Origin of the sequence: Lysinibacillus parviboronicapiens, from assembly GCF_003049605.2 — a bacterium.
Lineage (GTDB): Bacteria > Bacillota > Bacilli > Bacillales_A > Planococcaceae > Lysinibacillus > Lysinibacillus parviboronicapiens.
The window spans coordinates 4412239-4432885 of the sequence record NZ_CP073713.1 but is presented as its reverse complement, the minus strand read 5'-3'; the positions used below and the strand labels follow the sequence as shown (position 1 = coordinate 4432885).

The window sequence follows — 20647 nt, the reverse complement described above, 5'->3', positions numbered from 1 at the left end:
ACAGTTGTTTTTGTATAAAAGACATTTTAACGCAAATCGCCCTATGTTTTCAATAGCAATTCAGAAATTGTCTAAACAATTCGGTCATTTGAATTTTACTTGTCACTTATTTGAAACAACTGTATAGTAAACTCATGATGTAAAGTCAATTGTAAAGACAGGTGATTAAAATGACAACAAATACAGTAACAACTAATAAGCCACAGCAGTCTATTTCGCGAAATAAGCTTTTGGGCGTAGCAGGTGTCGGTTGGCTTTTCGATGCAATGGACGTCGGGATATTATCATTCGTCATTGCAGCCTTAGCTGTAGATTGGGGTTTAAATTCTAGTCAAATGGGTTGGATTGGAAGTGTAAACTCCATTGGTATGGCTGTTGGTGCACTCGTTTTCGGTGTTTTTGCCGATAAAGTAGGGCGCAAGAAAATATTTATGTGGACCCTTGTGTTATTTTCGATTGCAAGTGGTTTGTCTGCATTTACAACAACACTTGTTGCTTTTATGGCTTTACGTTTCTTAGTAGGTATGGGGCTTGGTGGAGAATTACCAGTCGCATCGACACTTGTATCGGAGAGCGTAGAAGCGAAAGAACGTGGCAGAGTGGTCGTATTACTTGAAAGTTTCTGGGCTGCAGGATGGTTAATTGCTGCACTTATTTCTTATTTTGTCATACCTACATGGGGCTGGCGTGTAGCATTATTATTAACTGCAATACCTGCGGTGTATGCAATTTATCTTCGTTGGCATTTACCAGACTCACCACAGTTTACAGTAAAGGTTGAATCTAAGAAACGGAGCATTCTCCAAAATATTCGTGATGTCTGGTCGAAAAAATATGCACGCGCTACATTGATGTTATGGGTGTTATGGTTTACTGTTGTATTTTCATATTATGGAATGTTCTTATGGCTACCTAGCGTAATGGTTGGAAAAGGCTTTGACATGATTACAAGCTTTAAATATGTCCTCATTATGACACTAGCTCAACTACCAGGCTATTTTACAGCAGCGTGGTTCATAGAAAAATTTGGTCGAAAGTTTGTACTTGTTTCCTATTTAATTGGGACAGCTGTAAGTGCTTTCATTTTTGGTAATGCAGAAACAATGGCAGTGCTACTAACATCAGGCATGTTTTTATCATTCTTTAACTTAGGAGCATGGGGTGCGTTATATGCTTACACACCAGAACAGTATCCAGCTATTATTCGTGGCACAGGTGCTGGGATGGCCGCGGCAGTAGGACGAATTGGTGGTATTTTTGGTCCCCTATTAGTTGGTTCACTGTTAACTGCTGGTTATGACATTGGCTTTATCTTTGCTATTTTCTGTGGAGCAATTATTATTGGTGTTATTGGCGTAATCTTGTTAGGCACTGAAACAAAACAAACAGAATTAGAATAACAAAAATATAGTAATGTCTTGAATTCACTAAGAATTCAAGACATTTTTTATACATAATTTTCTTTATGAATACATAAAAATAAACTTTTATTAATTAATATACACCTTTGTTGTAAATCTGTTAAAATGAAAAATCAGTATAAACTTTCACCCTAGGAACTAAGTTGATAAAGTAACTATGGATAATGAAAATATAGCGAATTTATGTCATTTTATTACGAACTACTGTATTAGTGATTTAAAGCATTAAAGATTTTTCTGAAAAGTCATTGTATTCAAATAGCAATCATGATACTGTATTTTTAATCGAATTTAGAGTCAGTAGGGAACAATCTCCATTCGTGATAATTTCTTTGAAAGAAAGGTTGTTAGGAATGAGTATAAATGAACATATAAAAAGAAAGTTTGTAAGACTGTCAAAGGGGCAACGTAAGGTTGCACAGTTTGTAACAGATAATCCGACAGTCGTTATTGCCAATGGTGCGGCTGAAGTTGGTAGACAGGCTAATGTGAGTGAATCAACAGTGATCCGTTTTTGTTATGCCATGGATTTGTCAGGTTATGTGGAGCTGCAAGAGGAAATTAGAAGTTACTTAATGTCTCAAAATGAGGGAACTCATCTTACTGCTACATATCCTTCCAATAAACAAAAGAATTCAAGCTTTAGTAAGGTCATGCAACGTGATATACAAAATATTCAAGATACCATTCATCTTATTAACGATAATATGCTTCAGAAAAGTTCAAAATGGATGCATGAAGCTGATACTATTTACATACTGGGTGCGCGTCAATCTGCTTCCATTGCAAACTGGTTATCCTATACGTTGAAAACCTTACGACCGAATGTTAAACAACTACGTACAGATTCAGAAGATATTGTGCAACAAATTAACAGTATGGGTGAGTGCACGACGTTAATCGTCTTTTCGTGTGATAAGCATACGAATGATGTAAAAACAATTGTTGAAATTGCAAAAATGAAAAAAGTAAGAATTATTGTCATTACCGGATCAGCATTGTCACCAATAAGAGATTATGCAAGTGCACTATTTGCACTTGGCATGAAGAATCAATCTTCACTCGACGTTGTGCCAGTTCTGTTTTCGTTTATGCATGCATTGATAGAGGAAATGATTAGTCACGATAAAGAACAATATACGCAGCATCAGCAATCATATGAACAAGTGGAGAATAATTTATTATTCCTAGATGCTGCAAGAGAAAAGCAAGTGTTTTGATAGCGTATTACGCATAGTTTAAGTAGCATTTACTTTTCTGTGCGTTTTTTGCTTTTAAAATGTAGATTTATTAGAGGAGTTGGGCCTATGCTTAAGCAGTAATTTAGAGCATGTCTTTGCTATTTTTTAACGATAAAAGAAAAACAATATGTGATATTCCTAATCGTTATTCGCGACAGAAGCATATGTATGTGTAGCGTAAGTGAAATGATTTAAGCAAGACCCCGCCGGCACTTCAGACCTTTGGAGACTTGCGACAAAATGTTTATAACATCTTACTCATAATATGTTCATTGAAAAAAGTGTTGTTTAGTTTAATAGCATTTTGGCGGGTGCCTTCATGTTGAAAATTAAACTTCTTAAAAAGATTGATGGCAACGTCATTGTGTTCCATAACAGATAATTCTAAGCGTGATATATCTCTCTGTGTTGACCATTTTTCGACTGCTTTCATTAGTGATGCGCCGATGCCCTTTTGTTGATGCTCGTCCTTGACTGCCAGACGAACAGAAGCAACATGTTTGGCTTTAGAATGTTTACTGCCGTGAATAACGGCATAACCCGCAAAAAGACCATTTAAAACGCACAACAAAATAGTGCGGTTTTTTAGTTGCTTCCAATAAGCTAAATTTTTACGAAGCTGCTGTACTGTCAAATCTAACTCATTGTGCTCATTATACATAAAGTCAGTTTGCTGGAAGATTTCTTCTTGTAACAGAATAAATGCTCGAGCGTCAGATGCTTCAATTGTTCTGATTATGTATGCAGAAGGATTTTCATTATTTTCAGAAATATCGCTTGATGAGGCTTTCGCTTGATTGCGAGAGAAAGTGACACTTGTACCGAGCTTGACATCAATGACATAATATCCTGCATTTGTCCATGATAAATAATGAGTGAGGGGAGGCTTTGTTTTTTTCCACCAGCTCTTATTTAAATAAGCAGCATTCGGTAAGGCTTGCCCCATAATGTTTTCTAGTGCGTTAAAGGATAAAGTAATGTCCTGTTGCGAAGCTACTTCAAAATAGCTTGCTAAAGGAATATACTTTTTTTCCATCTTCTTCGTCATCGTAATCCCCATTTCCTGTATTTCCTAACATATAGACTACATGATGATAGCATAAAATTATGGTTTCTTGAATAATAAAACGCAACTATATATCTATTTGAGTGAAGTAATTTTAATATAAAATCAGTTTTCAATATTAAATGTTAAATAAAGGATGGTAAAAAATAGCTAATCAATTAAAAAGAGAGAAATACTAAAGTTTAGTATCTCTTCATAACGGATTAAGATAAGCTAATATACATATGGAAAAACACGATTAAAGTTCTACTTTATATAATTTTATTTTAAAAGGTATGATAGAATAAAAATAAAATTGGTATCGCCATTTAGGAGGAATATTTTCAATGAGTAAAGTTTTAGTTTTTGGCCATAAAAATCCAGATACAGACACAATTACATCTGCTATTGTATATGCATATTTAAAACAACAAATTGGTGAGAATGCTGAGGCTGTACGTCTTGGTGAATTGAACAACGAAACACAATTTGCATTAGACAAATTCGGCTTTGCAGCACCACGATTCATCACATCCGTAGTAGGAGAAGCGGAAAAGGTAATTCTTGTAGACCACAATGAGTTCCAACAATCAGCGGACGGTATTGATGAAGTACAAATTACAGAAGTCATTGACCACCATCGTATTGCAAACTTCCAAACAGCCGATCCCCTATATTACCGTGCAGAGCCAGTTGGTTGTACAGCAACAATCTTAAATAAAATTTTCAAAGAAAATGGCGTAGAGGTACCTGCAAACATTGCAGGCTTAATGCTTTCAGCAATTATTTCAGATACACTTTTATTCAAATCACCTACATGCACAGAGCAGGACGTGAAAGCTGGTGAAGAGTTAGCGAACATTGCAGGTGTAAATGTTGCAGAATATGGTTTAGCAATGCTTAAAGCGGGCGCAGACCTTTCAGATAAGTCATTAGAAGATCTTTTATCTCTAGACGCAAAAGAGTTCCAATTTGGTGAATATAAATCTGTAGTTGCGCAAGTAAACGCTGTTGATGTTGAGGATGTGCTTGGACGTCAAGAAGAGTTAGAAATTTTATTAAACAAGAATGTTGCTGAAAATGGTTTAGATTTATTCTTCTTTGTTGTGACGGATATTTTAAACAATGATTCAACAGCGGTAGCGATTGGGCAAGTGGCAGAAGCTGCAGCAAAAGGTTTTGGGGCAGAGCTTGTGAATAATCGTGTTATACTACCGGGTGTTGTATCCCGTAAAAAACAAATCGTGCCAGTATTAACGGACGCATTGAAATAATCAAAAAGGGTTGTCCGATAAGTCAAAAGTAAGAAATTTTGATAGTAATATTGATTGAAAACAAGCGATTTTAGCCAGCCGCTACGCTTTCGATACACGCTTTTGATACAGAAAAGTGCTGCTGTCGCTTCGTTATGCTTCGCTTTCGCGCAGAAAAGGGGTGTCTCAATTGACTTTTGAGACACCCCTTTTGGCTATTCTAGCTTTAATGGGAAGACAGCAGGCCCCTCAAGGACTTCCCCTTGGGCATTAAAGCGGGAGCCATGACAAGGGCAATCCCATGTTTCATCTGCGTCATTCCATTTTGTTTTACAGCCTAAATGTGTACAGGTTGGTGCGTTAGCGTGCTTGACATAACCTGTTACAAATTCCTTTGCTACGAAACCTCCAACTTTTAACATTTGCATAAACTGAGCACCGAATTTCGTACGTGTAGGTGCATAAAGTGCAGTTGCGCCATCTTCAGCCTTTGCTCCCGTAATAAGTGAAGATAATAAATCTCCCGCCACAAAGGAATTGGAGATTCCCCATTTTCTATAACCAGTCGCGATAAAGACATTTGGTGTGGAGTGCGAAATGTTGCCAACGTAAGGCACCATATCTGGCGTTTCAATATCCTGTGCTGACCATCTAAAAAGAGGTTCTTGTTCAAAATGCTCTTTCATTTCATTTTGTATAGCGTCGTAAAAAGGCTCGGTATTTGTTGTTTGGCCAGCGGTGTGATTAGCGCCTCCAAGCAATATATAGTGTTCATCGTTAATAGTTGTAGTGCGAATAGAACGTGAAGGAAAATCGACCGATAAATATTGACCATGGAAAGTGTCTGAAATTTTGCTAGCGACCATGTAAGAGCGACTATTTGAGAGCTTAAATAGTTGTAGACCTTTGAAGGCTTCAATTGGATAGTGCGTACCTAAAATAAGCTTATTATATTGAACCGACATTTTATTTTCGGTATGTAAATCATTTTGTGCTAGGCGTAATTGTTGGACGCGTGTGTTGGCATACAATCTTGCACCCATTGATAATGCCTTCTTTACTAAAAAGTTACAAACGGACACAGGATTTATTTGTGCTTGGTGCGACATGCTCAATGCTTTTGTAATAGCGAAGGGTAGCTCTGTTTCTGAGGTGATTTTAGCCTTAATGTTTAATACTTTATAGGCATTCCACTCATTTAATAATTGTTTATAGCCTTCCTTCGTTTGACAATAAAGCATTGAATCAACTTGTTGGATGGATTCCTTAGGGAGTAACTGTAATGCTTTTTCAACAGCAAGTTGATTAAGTTGATAATAGAGCCGCGCCTCTTCTACAGAAAGCTTTTCCATAATATTGGCGTATACTAAGCCATGCTGTGCTGTTAGTTTGCCTGTTGAATGGCCAGTCGTACCATGACTGATATGGGTGTTTGCTTCAAGCAGTACCACATCTACACCCGCTTTTGCTAAGACATAGGCAGTATATAGTCCAGTCAAACCTCCACCAATAATACAAACATCACACGTAGTAGAATCAGTAAGAGATGGCAGGGAAACAGACTCGCTCGTTGCAAGCCAAAGAGATTGTGTCATACATAACCCTCACATTGTTTTTACGCTCAGTATGGAGATTGATTTGAAAATTTATGCAATGAAGCAGAAAAATTGCTTAGAACTGTGCAGTGTCTATACAATGTTTACAAAAGGAGGAGGTATATTTATGAAAATTGAAATTTGGTCAGATTATGTTTGCCCATTTTGTTATATTGGTAAAAAACAATTAGAGAAAGCACTTCGGGACACAGGCTTAGCAGATCAGGTGGAGCTTGTTTATAAAAGTTATCAACTTGATCCAACAACACCAGTGGAGACGAATATTTCTACGTATGAATCGTTAGCAAAAAAATATGGTATGACAATAGAAAAAGCGAAGGAAATGACGCAAGGTGTAGCATCTCGTGCTAAGGAAGTAGGACTGGACTATAATTTTGACAAGCTTATGGAAGAAAATACGTTAAAGGCTCATCGACTTGTGAAATTTGCACAACAACAAGGTAAAGATTCAGCACTTGTTGAGGCCTTATTACAGGGCTACTTTATCGAAGCGAAACGTATTAGTCATGATGACGTATTAATGGAAATTGCTGAGCAAGTTGGCCTAAAACGTGAGGACGTAGACGATGTTCTTTCTAGCGATGATTTTACAACTGAGGTGGAGGAAGATATTCAAGAAGGTCTTCAACTTGGTGTACGTGGAGTTCCATTTTTCGTAGTGAATAGAAAATATGGCATTTCCGGTGCTCAACCACAGGAAGTTTTTGAAGATACTTTACGTAAAGTAGCAGAAGAAGAAGGCTTACAACCAGGATTGCAGATGAAGGGCTCTTCAAATGCTGGGGTTTGTACTGATGAAAGCTGCGAATTCTAAATTTTACTTAACGATGTAAAGCTATACTAGATACAGAAATACTTAGGCTCAAGTAACAGGAGTCTGAGTGTTTTTGCATGCGATAAAGTAAAAGAAGGCATTACTAATTTTACATTTCAGTCAAAAGTATGAGACTACTATCGTTGACTTTTTTGAAAAAATTTTTTAATATATTCATATATCTCGAATTCGAGATAAAAATGGTAGAAAACTAAGGGAGAATTTATATAATGAACGTATTAGTAGTAAAAGCAAACAACCGTCCAGACGGTATTTCAACAAAAATGTATGACACTTTCATGGAAAATGTACAAGGCGTAGATGTAACGACTTTCGACGTATTTGCTGAAGATATGCCATACTTCGGTCAAGATCTATTCAACGCTTTCGGTAAAGTCCAAAACGGCGAAGAATTAACGGATATTGAATCACGTATTTTAGCTGCTAAGCAAAAAGCAATGGACGCATTAACTGCTGCTGATGTAGTAGTATTTGCTTTCCCGCTTTGGAACTTAACAATTCCAGCTACTTTACAAACTTTCATTGATTATGTATATCAAGCTGGTTTCACATTCAAATATGGCGAAAACGGCCAACTAGTTAGCTTAATGACTGACAAGAAAGCAGTAATTCTAAATGCTCGCGGTGGTTATTATTCATCACCAGAAGCACAACCAATGGAAATGTCTGTGAACTACATTAAAAATGTAGTAGGTGGCGTATTTGGTATGGAAATAATTGAAGAAGTAATTATTGAAGGACATAATGCATCACAAGATAAAGCACAAGAAATCATTGCAAATGGTTTAGAAGCAGTGAAAAAAGTTGCACAATCTCTACAAACTGTAAACGCATAATCATTTGTTTTTTATTAAAAAGTTCTCTCAAATTTGAGGGGACTTTTTTGTTGAATCATTAGAGGTCTGGTGGGGACATAAAGGTCTGACGTATTGTCCCTAGTCAGTTAATTGAATTTTACATAAAATAACATCATGTAGCTGTGAATAGTTCATAGATGATAAATATATATTATATATTAGTAAAGTGTTGTGCTATTAGTTTAAAAGTACATACAATTAGGTCTAAATATTCAGTTAAATCACAGATTAGTATAATATAATAGAAACGTAGGAAAATATTAGATTTATAAGGGGGGCGTTACATGAATAAGAAATTAATTACTAATCTTTTAGCAATGTTACTAATTCTCTTCACAGTTTTCCCTGTGGGACTATCTGCCAATGCTACATCGAATGATGTGACACGTGGGGACTTCGTGAAAGAATTAGTAGAAAGCTTGAATGTCGAGCTTGGTGATGGTTCTACACTTACTTTTACTGATGTACCAAAGGACTTAGCTCCTTATGTAGAAAAAGCATTAGAATTAAAGCTTATCAAAGGTAAAACAACTACAATTTTTGATCCGAACGATAAATTAACACGTCAGCAAGCATTTGTTATATCTGCACGCGGTCTAGTCACTGAAAAAGCCTCGTTGACAGTGTTAAATAACTTCAAGGATGCAGATAAGATTGCTGAAACACATAGACAAGACCTTGCAAATGCAGTCGCAGCAAATATATTACAAGGTTTCGAAGACAATACGATTCGTCCACGTGACTATATACCAACTGAACAAATGCAAAGTATTGTAGAACGCTTTGTAGCAGCATACAAAGTGCCAGTGAAGGAAACGACAGTAGATCTTCAAATTTTAGGTACCACTGATATTCATACGAACTTAGCAAACTATAATTATTTTTTAGATGCCGATTCCGCTGATGTTGGGTTAGCAAACACTGCAACCTTAATAGAGCAAGCGCGAGCAGAAAACCTAAATACATTATTATTTGATAATGGTGATTTAATTCAAGGAACGCCACTTGGTTCATATAAAGCGTTAGAAAACGTCTTAAAACCAGGTGAGGTTCATCCAGCTATTGCAGCGCTAAATGCATTGCAATATGATGGTGGGACTTTAGGGAATCACGAATTCAACTATGGATTAGATTTCTTAAGTGAAGTATTAAATGATGCGAAATATCCAGTCGTTAATGCAAATGCGTATGACGCAAAAACAAAAGAGCATATGTACACACCATACGTAATTATGGATAAAGAAGTGTTAGATAACGCAGGTAAAAAACACACTATTAAAGTGGGCGTAACTGGAATCGTACCTACAAAAATTGTTGAGTGGGATGCCATTCATCTAGCAGGTAAGGTAGAGATGCAAGAACCTGTGGAGGCAATTAAAGAGGTAGTGCCAGAAATGCAAAAAGCAGGGGCAGATGTGATTGTCGTGCTTTCACACTCAGGTATTGGTGAAGATTCTTATGTAGCAGGTGCAGAAAATGTTGGGTACCAAATTGCTAATATTGAAGGCATCGATGCTTTAATAACAGGTCACTCACATCTAACATTCCCTGGTGATTATAAAGACCTTAAAAATGTTGATCAAGAAAAAGGAACGATTAACGGTGTTCCTACAGTAATGGCAGGAAGTTATGGTAGTCATCTTGGTGTTATTGACCTGAAATTAGAGCAAAAAGGCTCTGAATGGGTGGTAGTAGATGGACAAGGGACACTTCGTTCTATCAAGCAAGAAGGGTTACAACCATCTCAAACAGTGTTAAATGCTATTAAGGAAGCACACGAAGGTACGTTAACGTATATTCGCCAAGCTGTTGGTGAGACAACTGCACCAATCCACAGCTATTTCTCTATGGTTCAAGATGATCCTTCTATTCAAATCGTAACACAAGCACAAAAATGGTATATTGAAAAAGAATTAAAGGGTACAGCTGATGAAAACACACCAATCCTTTCTGCTGGTGCACCTTTCAAGGCGGGCTCTCGAAATAATCCTGCGGACTACACAAATATTCCTATAGGGCCACTTGCCATTAAGAACATGGCAGATATTTATCATTATGACAACACTGTAGCAACTATCAAAGTTACGGGTGCACAAGCAATAGAGTGGTTAGAAATGGCTGCGGGTATTTTCTCAACAATTGAACCGAATAAAACAGAAGAACAAAATATCATTGACGCAGAAGCACGTTCTTACAATTTCGACGTATTAGACGGTTTAACATATCAAATTGATGTGACATCGCCTGCAAAATACGATCGTCGTGGTAATTTAGTGGACGAAAAAGCGAATCGTATTAAAGATGTACAATACAACGGTAAACCAATTGATGTAAATCAAGAGTTTATCATCATTACGAACAACTATCGTGTAGGCGGCTCTTACGGAGCTACATTTAAAAATACCGACGGCTCCAATGTAACAAACTATGCCTATGAAAATCGTCAAGCAGTGATTGACTACATCATGACAAATAAAACAATTAATCCTGCTGCGGACAACAACTGGTCATTTGCACCATTCCCAGCGAATACAAAGGTTATTTACCTTTCTGCAAAGGATGCACAAAAGGTCATTCCAGCTGGTAGCAATATAGAATATCTTGGTGATACAGAGGATGCTGGATTTGGGAAATATTTAATTAAATAACGATGAAAGAGGAGAGTGCGATATTATTCGCTACTCTCCTTTTTGTGTCGCTCAAATATTTGAAAACGCGTGCCTTGAAATGTAAGTAAACCAAAGTCGCCGTCTGCCAACTGCCCATATTTACGCCCATTTAGCTGTAATTCTATACGGTCACCATTTTGAAATTCAAAAGTTACATAATAAGTTGTATGAGCTGCAGAATTGCCACTACCGCCCCTTGTATTTGTACGCTTTGTTACGATTTTTGCTGGCACGGTTAATACTGGGGCTGCGTTATTTTTAGCCCATTGTGTAATCCCATTAATCATGACAAATGCAAATGTACCGAAGACAATGATAAAGATTACAGAGATGAAAATCGATTCGAAATGAAAGCTATCAGCCCAAAACATTTATAACCTCCAAATCCATGATGTGATAGAGCAAATTGTTAAACTGGATTTATTTCAAGGTCTACTACTATTTCAATTTCATCGCTGATTAATACACCACCTGTTTCAAGGAGTGTATTATACACTAAGTTAAAATCTCTGCGGTCAATTTTTGATCTTGCCTGAAAACCATATACTTCTTGTGACCATGGGTTCATACCACGGCCAACATACATGATTGTGAATATGACGGGCTTCGTAATGTTTTTAATAGTTAAATCTCCATGAATAGCAAATATATTATTTTCGAGCTTTTCAATGTATGTAGACTCAAAATGAATTTTCGGATAGACATCAGCATCAAAGAAATCAGGTGATACAAGATGAACATCACGATCAAAATTTTTGGTTGAGACACTAGCAACAATTATCGAGAATGATATCTTTGCATCTTGCATTTGTTCGATATCTGACACGGTAAATTCAGCATGATAAGATTCAAAAGTTCCATGAATTTGTGATATCATCATATGTCGAACAGAAAAACCAATTGTTGAGTGACTATAATCAATCGCATATTTTTTCATTGGAAGGTCCTCCTAACAACAGCATCTTACACGAATGATAAATTAAATAATTTGTTAGTTCAATGAGTTTTTAGTAAATATTAGAAAAACTGTTGCTGAATATAGTGGGCTATGTGAATATTTATAATCATTACAAATACTAACGAATGTAAAAATTCATAGCATCCTGATTAAAATCTAAAACACATAAGCGACCATTTTCCAATGTATGTGGAACTTGATGTGCCTGTAGATTAGCTATAAGCTGTTGTAATTCTTCTTGTGAAGAAAGTGAAAGCGTGTAGCTCATTAAGCCTGTTGTTTGTTGTGGTGGTAGTGATAGTGATGCACCGACTCCTTGCCAGGTATTGACCGCAATATGGTGATGATAGCCGCCAGCGGAAAGGAATAGTGCACTATCATGAAAGTTAGTCATAATGTCTAAACCAAGTGCATCTATATAGAAGTAAGTTGTTGCATCATTTATAATGCTAACATTTAAGTGTATATGACCTAATGCAGTTCCTTTAGGGAAACCTGTCCATGGACGCAGATTGTCATATAGAGCCATTACACCTTCTATATCGACTGCCTCGGTTCCTGTAATTAGTCCACCCTTACCATCACTTAGCCATTCAGAACGAGGGCGATCACGATAGATTTCTATGCCGTTACCTTCTGGATCATTCAAATAAAAAGCTTCTGAATAAATATGATCACCAGCACCAGTTATAGGTATGGCTAAGTTTAATAAATTGCCAATCACATATGCTAAGTCTTCACGTGTTGGTACTAAAATGGCAAAGTGAAATAGACCTGTGGTATGTGGTGGACGAAGCGCCACTTTTTCATTAGATGACAATATTAAAATAGGTTTTGTATTGCCGGGAATAGCAAATTCCACTTGATTGGTAGTTCTATTAAGTATTTGTAAACCAAGTGTTTTATAAAAATCCGTCATTACCTCTAATGACTGTACAAGTAAGTGTAAATGCTCAAGCTCTAATGTATTAGCAATTTTGAATGCCATTTAAGAAAAATCCTCCAGATCATAAGTTACTTTTTGTAATTAAATATAAAATAGTAAACAAATTACGTCGAGTAAATAAGTTACTTAAAATTTACTTTTGCTTAAATAATCAGTACAATAGAATACATAAGAGGTGAAAAATATGAATGAGACAACTTTATGTCCTCGTTTAGCTAAGGCAATGGATTTAATCGGGAAACGCTGGACAGGGCTAATCTTATATCAATTATTAGACGGACCACAGCGCTTCAATGAAATTGAGTCTGCTTTACCTGTAAGTGGTCGTTTATTATCAGAACGTTTAAAGGAGCTTGAAAAGGAAGGGCTCGTTGAACGAAAAGTATATTCAGAGGTGCCTGTGCGTGTAGAATATTCATTAACAGAAAAAGGTCAAGCACTAGAAGGTGCTATCCGTAATATTGAAACTTGGGCAACAGGCTGGTTATAAAGTGAAACTTCCATCCTTGCTGGTTAGTTGAGGCTTGCAGGAAGCAGGTTACACTTACGTTCACCACAGGAAGTGATGAATTTTAGTAAGTGTTCCTTTACTCGGGCATTTAGAATGGCCGCGGATTTTTAGATAATATAAAACACTTTTGCAAAAGATTAGCGTACTGCCCGTTAATGCGGGAAAAATACCCTTCATTTTACTTGTCAAATCGAGGTTCTAAATCCATACTAGTGTAGAGTAAGAAGGACGTTAGAAAGGAATTAGCTCTCATGACTAAAGAACAATGGGCGAAGGATTTAGCGCAAAATATTAATCCAGCCAATATTAAGTTAGACGAATCGTTACAACAATATACAATGACAAAATTAGGTGGCAAGGCGGATGTTTTTGTTCTACCTGAAACGGAAGACGAAGCGGCAGCAGTTATTCGCTATGCGCATACAAATAAAATTCCATTATTAATGCTAGGTAATGGCTCCAATATGGTCGTTCGTGATGGCGGCTTACGAGGAATAGTTGTGACATTTGCACATCTAGATGAAATTCATATTAACGGTGATTATGTATATGCACAAAGTGGGGCACTCATTAAGGATGTATCGAAGCTGGCTGCCACGGCATGCCTAACAGGATTTGAATTTGCATGTGGTATTCCTGGCTCTATCGGTGGAGCTATGGCTATGAATGCTGGTGCATATGGTGGCGAGATAAAGGATATTATTATTTCTTCTAAAGTTTTAACAAAAGAAGGGGAGATTTTGATATTATCGAAAGAAGAGTTGGAGCTCGGCTATCGTCAAAGTATCATTGCGAAGAGGGGCTATTATGTTCTGTCATCGGAATTTCAGCTAACTCAAGGCGTACAGGAAGAAATTGATGCCAAAATTGCTGATTTAACGTACCAGCGGGAATCTAAACAACCGCTAGAATACCCATCTGCGGGTAGTGTCTTTAAACGTCCTCCTGGTCATTTTGCAGGCAAGCTAATACAGGATAGTGGCCTGCAAGGAAAAGGTGTAGGTGGAGCAGAAGTATCAACTAAGCATGCAGGCTTTATTGTTAATAAAGGCAATGCCACGGCCACCGATTACATTGCAACCATTCAAATGGTGCAGCGAGTTGTCAAAGAAAAGTATGGTATTGACTTAGAAACCGAAGTGAAAATAGTCGGCGATGAATTATAAGTAAATGACAAATGGCGCTCTTCGCTAATGGCGAGGAGCGTTTTTTAGGGGTGTGAAAAACTATGAAGTTTCTATCATGGAATGTCAATGGAATCCGCGCTTGCGTGAGTAAAGGCTTTTTAGATTTTTTTCATGAGGTAGATGCAGATTTTTTCTGTATTCAGGAATCGAAATGTCAAGCGGGACAAGTAGAGCTTTCACTTGAAGGTTATCAACAATATTGGAATTATGCTGTGAAGAAGGGCTATTCAGGTACAGCTGTCTTCACAAAACATACTCCTCTTTCAGTACATTATGGTGTCGGTGAAGAGACATCACAGGACGAGGGCCGCATTATTACGTTAGAATATGAAAACTTTTATTTAGTTAACGTCTATACACCAAATTCCCAGCGAGATTTAGCGAGATTGCCAATACGCCTAGATTGGGAGGATCGTTTAGCTTTGTATTTAAAAGAACTCGATGCGAAAAAGCCCATTGTGTACTGTGGGGATTTGAATGTTGCGCATACAGAGATAGATTTAAAAAATGCAAAATCGAATATTGGGAATTCTGGTTTTACATATGAAGAACGTACTAAAATGACTGAGCTTTTAGCAAGTGGGTTTATCGATACTTTCCGCCACAAGCATCCGGATGAGACAGACCATTACACATGGTGGTCCTATATGAATAAAGTACGTGAGCGAAATATTGGTTGGCGTATTGATTATTTTATTGTATCCGAGCGATTGAAAGAGCATGTTGACGTAGCGACAATTCATACCCATATTTTAGGTAGTGATCATTGTCCCATTGAATTACAACTCGACATTAAAAACTAAGCAGAAATCGTACCTCTCACTGGAGGGTACGATTTTTTACATAGTGCTATAGCACGAGGAATGATTTTTACTAATGGTTTGTGCACAACGAAATATTGAATTTCGATGAAAAAGTGATTTTTCGCTGATAAAACACCGAATTTCGCTAAAAATTTCAGTTATTATGTCTGCTAGGAAAGGGTTTGTAAAGCTAGATAAAGAATATATTGCTTAAGAGGGGGTTAGTAGTTGTGAAAAAAAAGAGATGGAAAAAGGGGCTCGTTGGGGTAGTTGGCTTTTTAGCAATTGCATTAATAGTAGTCTTTATTGGCTTTACTTGGTTTATGAATAAATCAAAGCCCGTTATTGATGGGGATCTTGCAGTAAGTGTGCTTGATCAGGATGTTACTGTTACTAGGGATGATAAAGGGGTTCCACATATATTAGCAGAGACAGATGCGGATTTATATCGTGCACAAGGTTACATTCAGGCTCAAGATCGACTGTTTCAAATGGATTTAGCACGCAGACAGGCAAGTGGTCGATTATCAGAAGTTATTGGTGAGGCAACCATTAGTACGGATAAACATTTTCTTACGTTTAGTTTACGCGATGCAGCAGAAAAATCGTTAGTTGCATATGATGCGGAAAGTAAGCAGGTACTTGAATGGTTTGCAGAAGGAGTAAATGCTTTTATTACGCAGGCAAAGGAACATAATACATTAAGCTATGAATTCGCATTACTAGGATATGAGCCGGAAGAGTGGTCTGTTGTAGACTCTCTGACGATTGGGAAATATATGGCATACGATTTAGGGGGCAATTGGAATACGTTGGCTTTCCGGCACTGGGCTTTACAAAATTTCGATGAAGAAAAGGCAAAGGAATTATTTATAAAATATCCTGACAACGCGTCTTCAATTATTGAGTCAAACATAGAGAATCCTGTAGCGGTAGCGGGTCAATTTAACGCAGACCTATTGCCAAATGAATTTAATGGCAGTAATAACTGGGTTGTATCGGGCGATAAAACAAAATCAGGCTTTCCAATTTTAGCTGATGATCCACACTTAGGTTTAAGCACGCCGTCTATTTGGTATCAAATGCATCTTCAGTCACCTGCACAAAATGTTAGCGGTGTTATATTTGCAGGCATTCCTGGCATTATTCTAGGTCATAACGATGATATCGCTTGGGGGGTTACCAATGTAGGACCAGATGTACAGGATTTGTATATTGAAATTCCAAATCCAGATAATCCTACACAGTTCCGATATGATGGTGAGTGGGAGCAGGCTGAAGTGAGAAATGAATCAATTAAAGTGAAGGATGGAAAAACAATTGATTTTGATGTAGTTGTAACTAGACACGGGCCAATTATGACTGATTTAGCGTTTAAGGATACTGAACCATCAGCACAGTTTTCGATGCAGTGGACAGCGCTTCAATCCACAGCAGAACTGCGAGCAATACTTGGCTTTAATAAGGCAAATTCATGGGGTGACTTTGAAAAGGCTTTAGAAGATTTTAAAGCACCGGCGCAAAACTTTGTCTTTGCATCCAAGGATGGCACGATTGCCTATAAAGCAAACGGCCAAATTCCGATTCGTAAGCAGGGAGAAGGGCAGTTACCAGTACCTGGAGATTCAAGTGACTATGGCTGGGAAGGTTTTATCCCATGGGATGAACTACCGACAGTCGTAAACCCAAAGGAAGGATTTATTGCGACTGCGAATAATGAGGTAATTGGCGAAGAATATCCGTATCATATAACGGATTTCTGGGCACAGCCATATCGCTACGAGCGTATTAAAGAAGTGTTAGAAGCCAATGATTCACTAACAGTAGAAGATATGATGCAGTTACAAATGGATCAGCATAATTTGTATGCACGCGAGTTTTTACCAAATTTATTATCTTCATTGAAAGCAAAGGATAAGGATGGAAAGTATGCAGAAGTCATCACCCTATTAGAGAATTGGGATATGGTGGATGCAAAAGATTCTGGCGCACCGCTTGTTTTTCATACGCTAATGGAACAATTGCAGGAAGTTCTCTTTAAAGATGAAATGCCTCTAGATATGTATAAGCTAATGGCTGGTAAATACAATATAACGGATCAGCTACTGCGAAAAGCATATGCAGGTGAGAGCAGCATTTGGATTGAACAACAGGGTGGTGTAGATGCAGCAGTATATGAAGCATTAGAGCGCTCTATCGCACTAATTGAGGATCGTTTTGGATCGGAGCCCTCTAAGTGGCAATGGGGAGATTTCCATCAACTCACTTTTAATCACACACTAGCAAGTGCATCACCAATACTGTCGGCATATTTTAATGCCAAAAAGGTACCCATTGGCGGTTCGAAAGTAACTGTACAAGCAGCCGACGATGATATGGATGGCTATGTAGATCATGGAGCATCCTGGCGATTTGTAGCAGATGTAGGTGATTTGAGCTCGGCCTATCATATTGTCGGGCCAGGACAGAGTGGCCATGTGAAATCGAAGTGGTATCAAGACCAAGTGGAGGACTGGGCTAACGGGAATTATCATGAAACTTTTGTCAAGAAAGATGAAATTAAAGGGAAGACATTATTATTAAAGGCACAATAATAAGGAAAAACAGCACACTATTTTGTGTGCTGTTTGTTGTTGTAAGAGTCCGAATATAAATTTAAATATAATTACGTGATAGCAATCATACTCATTCAAATGTCCATTTGAATAAGATGAAGTACTATGATATATTGAAAACAATCAAACGAACATTTGAATGAGGTGAGGAAATGCCGAAAGAAATATGTGAAGTAACGCATGTAAATGAGCAAGCGGTCATGAAGGTACAACAACAAATGCCAGATTTATCGGGTGTAGCAAAGTTTTTAAAGGCTTTGTCTGACGAAACTAGACTGAAAATTGCCTATGCTTTAACAGTAGAAGATGCATTATGTGTCTGTGATGTCGCCACAATTATCGGATCATCTGTCGCAACAGCATCGCATCATTTACGCTATTTGAAAGATAATAGTCTAGCGAAATCGCATCGAAAAGGAAAGCAAATGTATTACTCTTTAGCCGATGAACACGTATACCAAATTGTCACGATTGCTTATGAACATGCGAAAGAGGGGATTGACGATGACAACAGCGCCAACTAAGCAAGAGTATCGTTTGCAAAACTTATCCTGTGCCAGCTGTGCAGCAAAATTTGAGAAAAATGTGAAAGCTATTCCGGAGGTACAAGATGCACAAGTTAATTTTGGTGCCTCTAAAATAACAGTAATCGGTAAGGTAGATGTCAATCAAATTGAAGAAGCAGGTGCTTTTGACGGTATTAAAGTATCACAATCGCCAAAAAGCACAATTGAAAAATCAACACCATTTTATAAAAAAACAGAAAACATTTTAGCTGGAATTGCCTTGTTATTTGTAATTCTTGGCTATGTATTGGTGACAATGCGTGGAGAAACAGATCCTTTTGCAATTGGCATGTTTATCGTAGCAATTTTAGTAGGTGGAGTTGGAATTTTTAAAACAGGATTCCGTAATCTAGCACGCTTTGAATTTGATATGAAAACGCTGATGACGATTGCCGTAATAGGAGCTGCAATTATTGGTGAATGGGAAGAAGCGGCAGTTGTTGTCTTTTTATTCGCAGTGAGTGAAGCTCTTGAGGCATATTCAATGGATAAAGCACGTCAATCAATTCGACAACTTATGGATATTGCCCCTTCAACAGCAACTATTAAACGGGCTCACGGTGAGCATTTTCATGAAATGGAAGTGCCGACTGAAGAAATTGAAATTGGCGATATTTTAATTGTCAAACCTGGTCAGAAAATCGCTATGGACGGGATTGTAGTAAGTGGATTGTCGGTAGTTAATCAAGCCGCTATCACAGGTGAATCGATACCTGTTAATAAAACTATAGATGACGAAGTATTTGCGGGAACATTGAATGAGGAAGGTGCACTCGAAGTCCGAGTTACAAAACGTGTGGAGGATACAACTATTGCTAAAATCATCCACCTCGTAGAAGAAGCACAGGCAGAAAAAGCACCATCACAGCAATTTGTGGATCGTTTTGCCAAATACTATACACCTGCCATTATGATAGTTGCCTTACTTGTTGCAGTTATTCCACCATTGTTTATAGGAGATTGGCAGCATTGGATCTATCAAGGTTTAGCTGTATTGGTTGTTGGCTGCCCTTGTGCGCTTGTAGTCTCAACACCAGTTGCTATCGTTACAGCGATCGGCAATGCAGCAAGACAGGGTGTGCTCATTAAAGGTGGCATCCATTTAGAGCAATTAGGTCATATTGAAGCTGTGGCCTTTGATAAAACAGGTACGTTAACAAAGGGTAAACCAGAAGTAACAGATATATACACGCAGAGTAATATGTCAGAGGATACGGTGTTACAACTTGTGGCAGCCGTTGAAAAGCAATCACAGCATCCGCTAGCGAAAGCAATATTAACTGCATTACATGAAAAAGGTTTAGCTGAGTTTGAGCCGACCAATTTCCAATCAGTGACAGGAAAAGGGGCTTTTGCAACAGTTGAGGGCAAAAAGGTTTCTGTCGGAAGTTTAAAATGGATTTCCACTTTAACTTCAGTGGATGAAGTAATTAAAGAACAAGTCGATCAATTGCAGGCACAAGGAAAAACAGTTGTGGCAGCTGTAAGTGACACGCAATTAATCGGTATTATCGGAATTGCTGACCAATTACGTAAGGAAAGTAAAAGTGTACTGCAAAACCTAACAGCATTAAAAGTGAAGCATACTGTCATGTTAACAGGAGATGCCAAACTTACCGCAGAAGCTATTGCTACTTCCCTTAATATGAGTGATGTAAGAGCAGGGTTATTACCAGCGGAAAAATTAACAGCAATTAAAGAATTACGTATGCAGTATGGAGCCGTAGCTATGGTTGGGGATGGTGTGAATGATGCACCAGCCTTAGCATCAGCAAGTGTCGGGATTGCCATGGGTGGTGCGGGTACAGATGCAGCTTTGGAAACCGCGGATATTGCTTTAATGGGTGATGACTTAACGAAATTACCTTATACAATTGGTTTAAGTAGAAAAACATTACGCATTATACAAGAAAATATCATTTTTGCACTGGCATTAAAATTGATTGCTTTATTACTCGTTATCCCAGGTTGGTTAACATTATGGATCGCCATTTTTGCAGATATGGGTGCGACATTGCTTGTTGTTTTCAACTCATTAAGACTAATTACCACAAAAAAATACAGTTAAAAAGATTAAATTTAATGCTTTCTGGGAAAAAACTACCACTTTGAATTAGTAATTAT

Annotated in this window: 17 protein-coding genes; 12 read left to right on the top strand and 5 right to left on the bottom strand. The window is 37.7% G+C overall.

Annotated elements, in window-relative coordinates:
* The first annotated feature begins 170 nt into the window (after positions 1-170).
* Positions 171-1400 (top strand): MFS transporter, encoded by a 1230-nt coding sequence (locus C9J31_RS21425; protein ID WP_107948799.1) that lies wholly within the window; start codon positions 171-173, stop codon positions 1398-1400.
* 374 nt (positions 1401-1774) lie between these two features.
* A complete protein-coding gene (locus C9J31_RS21420; RefSeq protein ID WP_107925407.1) occupies positions 1775-2641 on the top strand; it encodes a MurR/RpiR family transcriptional regulator in 867 nt (288 codons plus the stop codon).
* A 265-nt stretch (positions 2642-2906) separates the two neighbouring features.
* Here C9J31_RS21420 and C9J31_RS21415 read toward each other — a convergent pair whose 3' ends face one another.
* On the bottom strand, positions 2907-3698 hold the full coding sequence (locus C9J31_RS21415) for a GNAT family N-acetyltransferase (RefSeq protein WP_238602067.1): 792 nt from the start codon (positions 3696-3698) through the stop codon (positions 2907-2909).
* Between the two features lie 356 nt (positions 3699-4054).
* On the opposite strand from C9J31_RS21415, the gene C9J31_RS21410 reads away from it, so the two are divergent.
* The gene (locus C9J31_RS21410) at positions 4055-4981 is read left to right on the top strand and encodes a manganese-dependent inorganic pyrophosphatase (RefSeq protein ID WP_107948803.1); all 927 of its coding nucleotides are present in this window, start codon (positions 4055-4057) and stop codon (positions 4979-4981) included.
* A 194-nt stretch (positions 4982-5175) separates the two neighbouring features.
* Here the strand turns inward: C9J31_RS21410 and C9J31_RS21405 are convergent, their stop codons facing one another.
* Positions 5176-6555 carry an FAD-dependent oxidoreductase gene (locus tag C9J31_RS21405; RefSeq protein ID WP_107948805.1) on the bottom strand — a complete coding sequence of 460 codons (1380 nt, stop codon included), beginning with the start codon at positions 6553-6555 and terminating at the stop codon, positions 5176-5178.
* Positions 6556-6682: 127 nt separating this feature from the next.
* Between C9J31_RS21405 and C9J31_RS21400 the strand changes: the two genes are divergently transcribed.
* From C9J31_RS21400 to C9J31_RS21390, 3 genes are all read left to right on the top strand, one after another.
* A complete protein-coding gene (locus C9J31_RS21400) occupies positions 6683-7390 on the top strand; it encodes a DsbA family oxidoreductase (RefSeq protein ID WP_107948807.1) in 708 nt (235 codons plus the stop codon).
* Between the two features lie 230 nt (positions 7391-7620).
* Positions 7621-8247, top strand: a complete 627-nt coding sequence (locus tag C9J31_RS21395; RefSeq protein ID WP_107925417.1) for an FMN-dependent NADH-azoreductase — start codon at positions 7621-7623, stop codon at positions 8245-8247.
* Between the two features lie 305 nt (positions 8248-8552).
* Entirely contained in the window at positions 8553-10916 is a 2364-nt protein-coding gene (locus C9J31_RS21390) for a bifunctional 2',3'-cyclic-nucleotide 2'-phosphodiesterase/3'-nucleotidase (protein ID WP_107948809.1), read from the top strand.
* Between the two features lie 23 nt (positions 10917-10939).
* Here the strand turns inward: C9J31_RS21390 and C9J31_RS21385 are convergent, their stop codons facing one another.
* The 3 genes from C9J31_RS21385 to C9J31_RS21375 all read right to left on the bottom strand — a co-directional run bounded on the left by C9J31_RS21385 (position 10940) and on the right by C9J31_RS21375 (position 12883).
* A complete protein-coding gene (locus C9J31_RS21385) occupies positions 10940-11308 on the bottom strand; it encodes a DUF2500 domain-containing protein (protein ID WP_107948811.1) in 369 nt (122 codons plus the stop codon).
* Between the two features lie 38 nt (positions 11309-11346).
* Entirely contained in the window at positions 11347-11874 is a 528-nt protein-coding gene (locus tag C9J31_RS21380) for a YceI family protein (protein ID WP_107948813.1), read from the bottom strand.
* A 139-nt stretch (positions 11875-12013) separates the two neighbouring features.
* Positions 12014-12883: a VOC family protein gene (locus C9J31_RS21375; RefSeq protein WP_107948815.1), complete on the bottom strand. Its 870-nt coding sequence runs from the start codon at positions 12881-12883 to the stop codon at positions 12014-12016.
* A gap of 142 nt (positions 12884-13025) precedes the next feature.
* Between C9J31_RS21375 and C9J31_RS21370 the strand changes: the two genes are divergently transcribed.
* From C9J31_RS21370 to C9J31_RS21345, 6 genes are all read left to right on the top strand, one after another.
* The gene (locus C9J31_RS21370) at positions 13026-13331 is read left to right on the top strand and encodes a winged helix-turn-helix transcriptional regulator (protein ID WP_054768236.1); all 306 of its coding nucleotides are present in this window, start codon (positions 13026-13028) and stop codon (positions 13329-13331) included.
* A gap of 272 nt (positions 13332-13603) precedes the next feature.
* Entirely contained in the window at positions 13604-14518 is a 915-nt protein-coding gene (gene murB / locus C9J31_RS21365) for a UDP-N-acetylmuramate dehydrogenase (protein ID WP_107948817.1), read from the top strand.
* A 62-nt stretch (positions 14519-14580) separates the two neighbouring features.
* The gene (locus C9J31_RS21360; protein WP_107925421.1) at positions 14581-15342 is read left to right on the top strand and encodes an exodeoxyribonuclease III; all 762 of its coding nucleotides are present in this window, start codon (positions 14581-14583) and stop codon (positions 15340-15342) included.
* Positions 15343-15572: 230 nt separating this feature from the next.
* Positions 15573-17936 carry a penicillin acylase family protein gene (locus C9J31_RS21355; protein WP_238602068.1) on the top strand — a complete coding sequence of 788 codons (2364 nt, stop codon included), beginning with the start codon at positions 15573-15575 and terminating at the stop codon, positions 17934-17936.
* A gap of 173 nt (positions 17937-18109) precedes the next feature.
* On the top strand, positions 18110-18481 hold the full coding sequence (locus C9J31_RS21350; RefSeq protein WP_054768238.1) for an ArsR/SmtB family transcription factor: 372 nt from the start codon (positions 18110-18112) through the stop codon (positions 18479-18481).
* The gene (locus C9J31_RS21345; RefSeq protein WP_107948821.1) at positions 18462-20591 is read left to right on the top strand and encodes a heavy metal translocating P-type ATPase; all 2130 of its coding nucleotides are present in this window, start codon (positions 18462-18464) and stop codon (positions 20589-20591) included. The genes C9J31_RS21350 and C9J31_RS21345 overlap by 20 nt, the downstream gene beginning before the upstream one ends.
* Positions 20592-20647: the final 56 nt, after the last annotated feature.

Bases quoted from the DNA above. Each gene is read 5' to 3' on its own strand.
- C9J31_RS21425 (WP_107948799.1), top strand. From the start codon at position 171: ATGACAACAAATACAGTAACAACTAATAAGCCACAGCAGTCTATTTCG.
- C9J31_RS21420 (WP_107925407.1), top strand. From the start codon at position 1,775: ATGAGTATAAATGAACATATAAAAAGAAAGTTTGTAAGACTGTCAAAG.
- C9J31_RS21415 (WP_238602067.1), bottom strand. From the start codon at position 3,698: ATGGAAAAAAAGTATATTCCTTTAGCAAGCTATTTTGAAGTAGCTTCG.
- C9J31_RS21410 (WP_107948803.1), top strand. From the start codon at position 4,055: ATGAGTAAAGTTTTAGTTTTTGGCCATAAAAATCCAGATACAGACACA.
- C9J31_RS21405 (WP_107948805.1), bottom strand. From the start codon at position 6,555: ATGACACAATCTCTTTGGCTTGCAACGAGCGAGTCTGTTTCCCTGCCA.
- C9J31_RS21400 (WP_107948807.1), top strand. From the start codon at position 6,683: ATGAAAATTGAAATTTGGTCAGATTATGTTTGCCCATTTTGTTATATT.
- C9J31_RS21395 (WP_107925417.1), top strand. From the start codon at position 7,621: ATGAACGTATTAGTAGTAAAAGCAAACAACCGTCCAGACGGTATTTCA.
- C9J31_RS21390 (WP_107948809.1), top strand. From the start codon at position 8,553: ATGAATAAGAAATTAATTACTAATCTTTTAGCAATGTTACTAATTCTC.
- C9J31_RS21385 (WP_107948811.1), bottom strand. From the start codon at position 11,308: ATGTTTTGGGCTGATAGCTTTCATTTCGAATCGATTTTCATCTCTGTA.
- C9J31_RS21380 (WP_107948813.1), bottom strand. From the start codon at position 11,874: ATGAAAAAATATGCGATTGATTATAGTCACTCAACAATTGGTTTTTCT.
- C9J31_RS21375 (WP_107948815.1), bottom strand. From the start codon at position 12,883: ATGGCATTCAAAATTGCTAATACATTAGAGCTTGAGCATTTACACTTA.
- C9J31_RS21370 (WP_054768236.1), top strand. From the start codon at position 13,026: ATGAATGAGACAACTTTATGTCCTCGTTTAGCTAAGGCAATGGATTTA.
- murB (WP_107948817.1), top strand. From the start codon at position 13,604: ATGACTAAAGAACAATGGGCGAAGGATTTAGCGCAAAATATTAATCCA.
- C9J31_RS21360 (WP_107925421.1), top strand. From the start codon at position 14,581: ATGAAGTTTCTATCATGGAATGTCAATGGAATCCGCGCTTGCGTGAGT.
- C9J31_RS21350 (WP_054768238.1), top strand. From the start codon at position 18,110: ATGCCGAAAGAAATATGTGAAGTAACGCATGTAAATGAGCAAGCGGTC.
- C9J31_RS21345 (WP_107948821.1), top strand. From the start codon at position 18,462: ATGACAACAGCGCCAACTAAGCAAGAGTATCGTTTGCAAAACTTATCC.